The organism is Cupriavidus consociatus, assembly GCF_017814975.1.
Taxonomy (GTDB): Bacteria; Pseudomonadota; Gammaproteobacteria; order Burkholderiales; family Burkholderiaceae; genus Cupriavidus; species Cupriavidus consociatus.
Window position 1 is genome coordinate 1 of sequence record NZ_JAGIQA010000071.1, and the last position, 7381, is coordinate 7381.

The window sequence follows — 7381 nt, forward strand, 5'->3', positions numbered from 1 at the left end:
CGCAGGATCTTGATCATCAGGTCGGTGCCGATATTGCCCGAGCCGATGATGGCGGCCTTGAGCTTGCGTGTCATGGGGATTCTCCTTGGATGGGTTACTCGACGCTGGCGCCGCTGGCCTTGACCAGCGGAGTCCAGCGCGTGTTTTCGCTGGCGAGGAAGGTGCCGAACTGCTGCGGGCTCATCGGCATCGGATCGAGGCCCTGGTCGGCAAACCGCCTGGCGACTTCCGGTGCCTTCAGCGCCTTCAGCGCGGATTCATTGAGCCGTGCGACCACGGCGTCGGGTGTGCCGCTGCGCACTACCATGCCGAACCACACGCCGGCATCCAGCCCGGGCACGCCCAGCTCGGCCAGCGTGCGCACGTCGGGCAGGCTGGGTGAACGCTTGCTCGACGCGATCGCCAGTGCCTTGACCTTGCCGCCCTTGATCAGCGGCGAGGTGGTGATGACCGGGTCGAACATCATGTCGACCTGGCCCGCCATCACGTCCTGCAGTGCGGGCGCGGAGCCCTTGTAGGCAACGTGGGTGAACTTGCCGCCGGTCTTGTCGCCGAACAGGCCGCCGAGCAAGTGCCCGATCGAGCCGATGCCCTGCGAGGCGTAGTTGACCCCATCCGCGCGCGACTTGGCCAGCGCGACCAGATCCTTCACCGAACCGGCCGGGCTGTTCTGCGGCACCACCAGCACCAGCGGCGAGGCCGCCAGCGCCGTCACCGGCTTGAAATCCTTGAGCGGGTCATACGAGAAATTGCGGTACAGGCCCGGGTTGATCGCGAACATCTCGGTGGCCGCGACGAACACCGTGTGCCCGTCCGGCTCGGCGCGCTTGACCGCCAGCGCGGCGATCTGCCCGCCGCCGCCGGGGCGGTTCTCGACGATCACCGGCTTGCCGAGGTCGCCCTGCATCTGCTGCGCGACCTGGCGCGCGATCATGTCGGTGATGCCACCGGCCGGGAACGGGACCACGATGGTGACGGGGCGGTTGGGGAAGGCGGGCGCCTGCGCCGTGGCCGCGCCGGCGCTGACGGTCAGGGCGGCGAGGGCGGTGCCGATGGCGAAGGCTGCGAGCAGCCTGGCCAGCAGGCGATGGTTGCGATGGGGGCATTGCATGGTTGTCTCCGTTTCTCTGTCGTTATGGGTTCAAAGCTTCCGGGGCGTGTCAGCTGTCGGCGAACTTCGCCCGCACGGTGCCGACGCCGGTGATATGCGCTGCATAGGTCTTGCCGGCCTGCACCGGCACCATCGGACCCAGCGCGCCGGTCAGCACCAGGTCGCCGGCGCGCAGCGGGTCGCGCAGGCTGGCCAGCTTGCGCGCCAGCCACACCGCGGCATTGAGTGGATGCCCCAGGCAGGCGGCGCCATTGCCGCGCGAGACGCGCGCGTCGCCGCACAGCATCTCCATCTCCACTGCTTTCAGGTCCAGGCCAGCCAGCGGCACCGGCACCGCGCCCAGCACCACCAGCCCGCTGGAAGCGTTGTCGGCCACCGTGTCGACATACGAGATATCCCAGTTGGCGATGCGGCTGCCGACCACCTCGATCGCTGGCAGCACGTAGTCCACCGCGCCCAGCACGTCGAGCACGGTGGCATCGGCCACGTCGAGGTCGCGGCGCAGCACCAGCGCCACCTCGGCCTCGGCCTTGGGCTGCAGCGTGCGCGCCATCGGGATTGGCTCGTCGTCGCCGTAGACCATGTCGGCGAACAGGGTGCCGAAGTCGGGCTGGTCAACGCCCAGCTGGCGCTGCACCGCGGGCGAGGTCAGGCCGATCTTGCGGCCGACCACGCGGCGCCCGGCGGCCTGCCAGACGGCGACGTTGGCGCGTTGCACGGCGTAGGCGGTGGCGGCGTCGTCCGCGGCGATCTCGCCGCGCAGCGGCGCCACCGGCGCGCGCGTGCGATCGGCATCGCGCAGGCGGGTGGCGAGGGCGAGGATGGTTTCCTGGTCGGGCATGGCTGTGTCCTTGTGATGGTTGGGTGCGCGGTCAGCTGGCAGCGGCGGCGTGCATCAGCGCAAATCCGGCGATCCATTCCGGGATCGGGCGGTAGTAGTCCAGTTCGGCGCGATAGGCGCCGCTCGCGGCGAGCGCGGCAAAGGCGGCGATCCAGGTGCGCACCTCATGCGCCGACTTGCCGGCGTCGCGCGTGATGCCGTCATTGGTCATGCCGTCGACGCGGGTCAGTTCGCCGCTGGCGAGCAGCGCCAGGAACGCGCGATCCCAGTCGGGATTGAGCGCATGCAGGTGGCTGTCGCCGCCGGCAAAGGCGCGCGCGGCGGCAACGGTGCGCTCCTGCCGCGCATGGCGCGAAGCCGGCGGCGGGTTGCGTCCCGCGATCAGGCGTTCCGCCACCTCCGCGGTGGCGCCGGCGATCTCCGGCACCGGCGGCTCGTGCGAGATCCCGCCCGAGCCGGCCACCAGCACGCGCTTGCCCAGGCCCGACAGATAGCGGCCGATGGCATCGCCCAGCAGCCGCGCGCGGCGGCAGCTCGCCATCGGCGGTGCGACCGAGTTGATGAACACCGGGATCACAGGGTAGCGGTCGAGCGCGCCGGTCAGCACTTCCAGCGCCTGCGCGCAGCCGTGGTCGACCTGCATGCGGTAAGACACGGCCACGTCGAGGTCCTGCGCCATCACCGCTTCGGCCAGGCCCAGCGCCACGTCCCGCGGCACATCGAGCGGACCGGCGAGGCTGTTGAAGTCGCCGATGGCGCTGGCCGCCACGCCGACGCAGAACGGCGGCATCACGTCGTAGAAGAAGCCGTTGTAGTGGTCGGGTGCGAACACCACCAGCAGCTCGGGATCGAAGGCTTCGACGCGGGCGCGTGCCGCGGCCTGCAGGCGCTCGACCTCGGCCACGACTTCCGGCGCGGGATCGTAGTAGCCGTGCAGCGGGGTGTGCGACAGGCATTCGAGATGGATCGGCATGTCAGGCTCCTGCGGCAAGCTGCCGGACGGCGGCAGTCTGCGCGTCATGCGAAGACGCGGCGGCGCGCGCGGCGGCACGCGTGTCGGCTTCCTCGGCCGCCGGGGTGCGCAAGGCCAGCTTGCGCGCCAGCGCCACCACCGAATCCGAGACCTGCTGCGGCGAGCACATGCCCGCGACAAAGCGGTCGGGACGCAGCAGCACCACCGAGCCGGGCTGGTTGCCGAACCAGTCCTTGAGGCGGTTGTGCACGTCGCCCACGGCGATCACGCCATCGGGCACGTCGTCGCGGTATTCGAGCTGCGGATCCGGCTTGGCCAGCACGAACACGCCGCCGAGTTGCCGCCACACCGCGCGTGCCCGCGCCGTCAGGCCAAAGGTGGGATCGGTGCCCCAGCCGACGATGGCGAAGCGGTTGCCGATCACGTCGTCGAGGCGCTCGACGGTATTGGCTTCGGTGCGCACCAGCGGCTGGATGAACATGCGGCCCACCGGCGAGTTGCCGGCCGGGTCGCGGCCATGCACCAGCCGGCCGACCGGCGATTCGCGCTTCTCGCTCATCAGGCCCAGCAGGCGGCCCAGCGCGGAGTTGCCCGAGCGCTCCAGGCAGCGGGCCAGCAGGCCGGGATGCTGGCGGCGCGGGCCTTCGGGCAGAAGCACGACGCCTTGCTCGTAGCGCGGCATCGGCTTGAAGCGCATCTCGACGAAGTACTGCTTGACCGAGGGGAAGCGGTTCAGCACTTTCGTAAGGCCATCGCGTAGCGCCGAGCCCGCGCGGCTGGCGGGCGCGAAGATATCGCCTGCCACTTCCGACAGGTGGATCATCGAACGCGCATGGGCGCGGCGCTCGGCGGTGTAGGTGTCGAGCAGCGCATCGCCTGCCAGGCCCTTGACCACCATCGCCAGCTTCCAGCCCAGGTTGCTGGCGTCGCGGATGCCGCTGTTGTAGCCCTGGCCCTGCCACACCGGCATGATGTGCGCGGCATCGCCCGCCAGCAGCACGCGGCCGGCGCGGAAGTCGCGCGCCAGGCGCGCGTTGTGGGTATAGACGCGCTTGCGGATGTAGTCGACCTTGTCCGGGTCGGCCACGACCTTGCGGATCAGCGCGGCCATGTTCTCGGGGCGCGACAGTTCTTCCTCGGTCTCGCCGGGCATGACCATGAACTCGAAGCGGCGGATGCCGTGCGGCAGCGCGGCCGACACATAGGGCCGCTCGGGGTCGCAGTGCATGTAGATGTGCGGCGTGCCGATCGGGTCGTTGCGCACATCCACCACGATCCACTGGTTGGGCTTGGTGCGGCCTTCGAACGGCATGTCGAGCCTGCGGCGCACGAAGCTGTTGCCGCCGTCCGCGCCCACCATGTAGGCGGCGCGAATGCGCACCGGCCGGCCGGCTTCGTCGGCGGCGTCGACCTGCACGCCTTGCTCGTCATGCGTGAACGACGCCACGCCGTGGCCGAGCAGCGTGCGCACATGCGCAAAGCGCTGCAGGCCCTCGAACAGGATGCGGTCGGCCAGCGGCTGGATAAAGGCATTGCGGCGCGGCCAGCCGAACTCGTCGGTGCGCGGCTCGATCGACGCAAAGCAGCGTCCGCCCGCGGTGACGAAGCGCATCCAGTGGTTGGGCGTGGTGTGCGGCAGCAGCGTCTGCGCCAGCCCGACCGACTGGAATACGCGCAGCGCTTCGTCGTCGAGGCCGATGGCGCGCGGATAATCGACGATCTGCGCGAGCTTTTCCACCAGCACCACGCTGACGCCCTGCAGGCCGAGGATATTGGCGATCATCAGGCCGACCGGCCCGGCACCGACGATGGCGACATCGCAATCGACAGTGTCGGGACGAGCGTCGGCGCCCGCCATGGCGATGGCGTGGGTCATGTCTGTCTCCGCTTTTTGTGTTGTGGGTGTCCGGGCGCGGCCCGGACCGTCAGGGATGTGTGCAGCCCGGTCGTCAGGGATGCGCGCAGCGCATCAGACCGTGGTGGCCTCGGGCACCGGCTTGCCGAGCAGGAAGTTCAGGTGGATGCGGTTGAAGGTGTCGGCATCCTCGAATTGCGGCCAGTGGCCGCAGCCATCCATCACCGTGAACAGCGCGCCGGGAATCATGGTGGCGATGCGCCGTCCTTCCGACACATCCGCGGTGGGATCGTCGGAGGTCCACAGCACCAGCGTCGGCGCCTGGATCCGGCCGTAGTCATCGGCACGCAGGATGTTGCGCTGGCGCGTCTCCATGTCCTGCAGGACCATGTTGCCGCGCTGCGCCTCGACCATGCCGGGCTGCGCATAGATCGCCTGGCGCGTGGCGACGAGGTCGTCGAATACCTTGGACTTGTCGGCCATCAGCCATGCCACGCGCGCCTTGATGAAGTCCCAGCTCGGGTCTTCGACCGCGCGCATCGACAGCGTCTTCAGGCGTTCCATCACCACGGGGTCGGCCTGCGAGCCGCCGGCGGTGTTCAGCACCAGGCGCTCGACGCGCGCGGGATGGTCGATCGCCAGCTGCGAGGCGACCCAGCCGCCCAGCGATTCGCCGCTGAACGAGGCGCGCTCGATGTCGAGCGCATCGAGCACGCGGATCACGTGGTCCACGTAGGCCGACACCTCGCGCGGGCCGTCGGGCTTGTCGGTCCAGCCGTGGCCGATCATGTCGATGGCCCAGACGTCGAAGTGCTCGGCGTGGGCCTTCAGGTTGCGCACATAGGCCTCGGCGTGGCCGCCGACGCCGTGCAGCAGGATCAGCGCGGGCTTGCCGCGGTCGCCGGCGTGCAGGTAGCGCGTCTGGATGCCGCCGGCATCGAGCCAGCCCTGGGTGAAGCTGACGCCGCGCAGGTCGGCCCAGATGCTCTGGAAGGGCTTGGCGGCAGTGGGGGAAGTGATTGGGGCGGTGGCCGGGACGGCTTGCGTCGACATCGGTTGTCTCCAGGTTCTGTGCAGGGTGCCTGCATTCGGGGGGCTTGCTTTGAACGGAAGTCTAGAGACCGCATTGCTCGCGGCAAAAAAAATGTGCAAACTGTGCAAGGAGTGCACAACGTTGATTTAAAAGGATTTTTTATGGCACTGGAGCGGGATGCCATTTACGCCAATGTCAGGGGACTGACGCGGGGCCTGGATGTGCTGCGCGCGCTGAACCGCATGGAAAGCGGGCGCGCGACGGCCCAGCAACTCGCACAGGACACGGGGCTGCACCGCACCACGGTGCGGCGCCTGCTGGAGACGCTGGTGGCGCAGGGCTTCGTTCGGCGCAGCGAGTCGGACGACACCTTCCGCCTGACGCTGCAGGTACGCGCGCTCAGCGAAGGCTTTACCGACGACGAGTGGATCTCCACCACCGCGGCGCCGCTGATGGGCGAACTGCTGCAACAGGTGGTGTGGCCCTCCGACCTGACCACGCCCGACGGCGACGCAATGATCATCCGCGAGACCACGCACCGCTTCAGCCCGCTGTCGTTTCACCGCGCCATGGTCGGGCGGCGGCTGCCGATGCTGCTGACGGCGTCGGGGCGCGCCTACTTTGCCAACTGCACCGAGGCCGAGCAGGAGAGCATCGTCGCGATGCTGCGCGCAGGTGCCGGCGGCGAACGCCAGGCGGCGCTCGCCAGCGATGCGCAGTTCGTGCGGAACCTGGTGAAGCGTGTGCGGCAGGACGGCTTCAGCACCAACCATGGAGACTGGACCGAGCAGCGCAATATCAGCGCCATCGCCGTGCCGCTGCGCGCGGGCGAGCGCGTGCTCGGCAGCCTGAACGTGGTCTACCTGTCACGCGCGCTCAAGCCGGCCGAGGCGGAGGCGAAGTTCGTGGCGCCGCTGGCCGGCATTGCGGGCAAGATCGCTGCGGGTCTGGCCGGGACCTGAGCGGAGTGCCCATTCCGCTACAGCACGTTTACGTCCGCCGTGCCTGCCGCCACTTCAAGCACCCGCGTGCTCGCGGTCGCCGGCAGCGCTGGCGCCACGCCGCCGCTGACGAGCTTCAGCGTATGGAATTCGCAGCTGAGCTTGTCGGGCGTCAGCGTCACCAGCGCATACCCTTCCGCATTGGTGTCGGCGTGGCGGATCCAGGAATTGAAGGCCCGCAGCGTGTTGTCGAACGCGTTGAACAGCACACCGCCCACATCGCTGTAAATCAGCTCGCGCAACGCGGCAAATTCCTGGTCGTTGTCGACGATCGCGCGGAACGAGCTCAGCAGCGTATTGCTCGACAAGCCCGCGGTGACCAGGTCGACCATCACCGGCGTGGGCGAGGCCGCATCGAAGTCGTCCATGACCTGGCCGCCGAAGAACGCATGGATGTCGCCGCTCAGCGCCACCACGTTGCGCACGCCGTTGGTCTTCAGGAACGCCATCAGGTTCTTGCGCTCGGCATTGAAGCCATCCCACTGGTCGGTATTGAGCTTCCCAAGCCCAGCCCGTGCCTGTGCCCGGCGTTCGCGAAGAAACGACTATAAAGGGGAACGGCAGCGC

At 68.9% G+C, this 7381-nt stretch carries 6 protein-coding genes and 1 pseudogene; 1 reads left to right on the forward strand and 6 read right to left on the reverse strand.

Annotated elements, in window-relative coordinates:
* Positions 1 to 94 precede the first annotated feature (94 nt).
* From J8I82_RS36730 to J8I82_RS36750, 5 genes are all read right to left on the reverse strand, one after another.
* Positions 95 to 1111, reverse strand: a complete 1017-nt coding sequence (locus J8I82_RS36730) for a Bug family tripartite tricarboxylate transporter substrate binding protein (protein WP_209765431.1) — start codon at positions 1109 to 1111, stop codon at positions 95 to 97.
* A 49-nt stretch (positions 1112 to 1160) separates the two neighbouring features.
* Entirely contained in the window at positions 1161 to 1952 is a 792-nt protein-coding gene (mhpD, locus tag J8I82_RS36735) for a 2-keto-4-pentenoate hydratase (RefSeq protein ID WP_209765433.1), read from the reverse strand.
* 31 nt (positions 1953 to 1983) lie between these two features.
* Positions 1984 to 2925, reverse strand: coding sequence for a 3-carboxyethylcatechol 2,3-dioxygenase (locus J8I82_RS36740; RefSeq protein WP_209765436.1), 942 nt, complete (start codon positions 2923 to 2925; stop codon positions 1984 to 1986).
* Position 2926: 1 nt separating this feature from the next.
* Positions 2927 to 4801, reverse strand: coding sequence for a bifunctional 3-(3-hydroxy-phenyl)propionate/3-hydroxycinnamic acid hydroxylase (locus J8I82_RS36745; RefSeq protein WP_209765438.1), 1875 nt, complete (start codon positions 4799 to 4801; stop codon positions 2927 to 2929).
* Between the two features lie 93 nt (positions 4802 to 4894).
* The gene (locus J8I82_RS36750) at positions 4895 to 5833 is read right to left on the reverse strand and encodes an alpha/beta fold hydrolase (RefSeq protein WP_209765440.1); all 939 of its coding nucleotides are present in this window, start codon (positions 5831 to 5833) and stop codon (positions 4895 to 4897) included.
* Positions 5834 to 5974: 141 nt separating this feature from the next.
* Here J8I82_RS36750 and J8I82_RS36755 point away from each other — a divergent pair, with 141 nt between their 5' ends.
* Positions 5975 to 6775 (forward strand): DNA-binding transcriptional regulator, encoded by an 801-nt coding sequence (locus tag J8I82_RS36755; RefSeq protein WP_209765442.1) that lies wholly within the window; start codon positions 5975 to 5977, stop codon positions 6773 to 6775.
* Positions 6776 to 6792: 17 nt separating this feature from the next.
* Here the strand turns inward: J8I82_RS36755 and J8I82_RS36760 are convergent.
* Positions 6793 to 7353, reverse strand: a pseudogene (locus J8I82_RS36760) (alkaline phosphatase D family protein); the annotation flags it as partial.
* Positions 7354 to 7381: the final 28 nt, after the last annotated feature.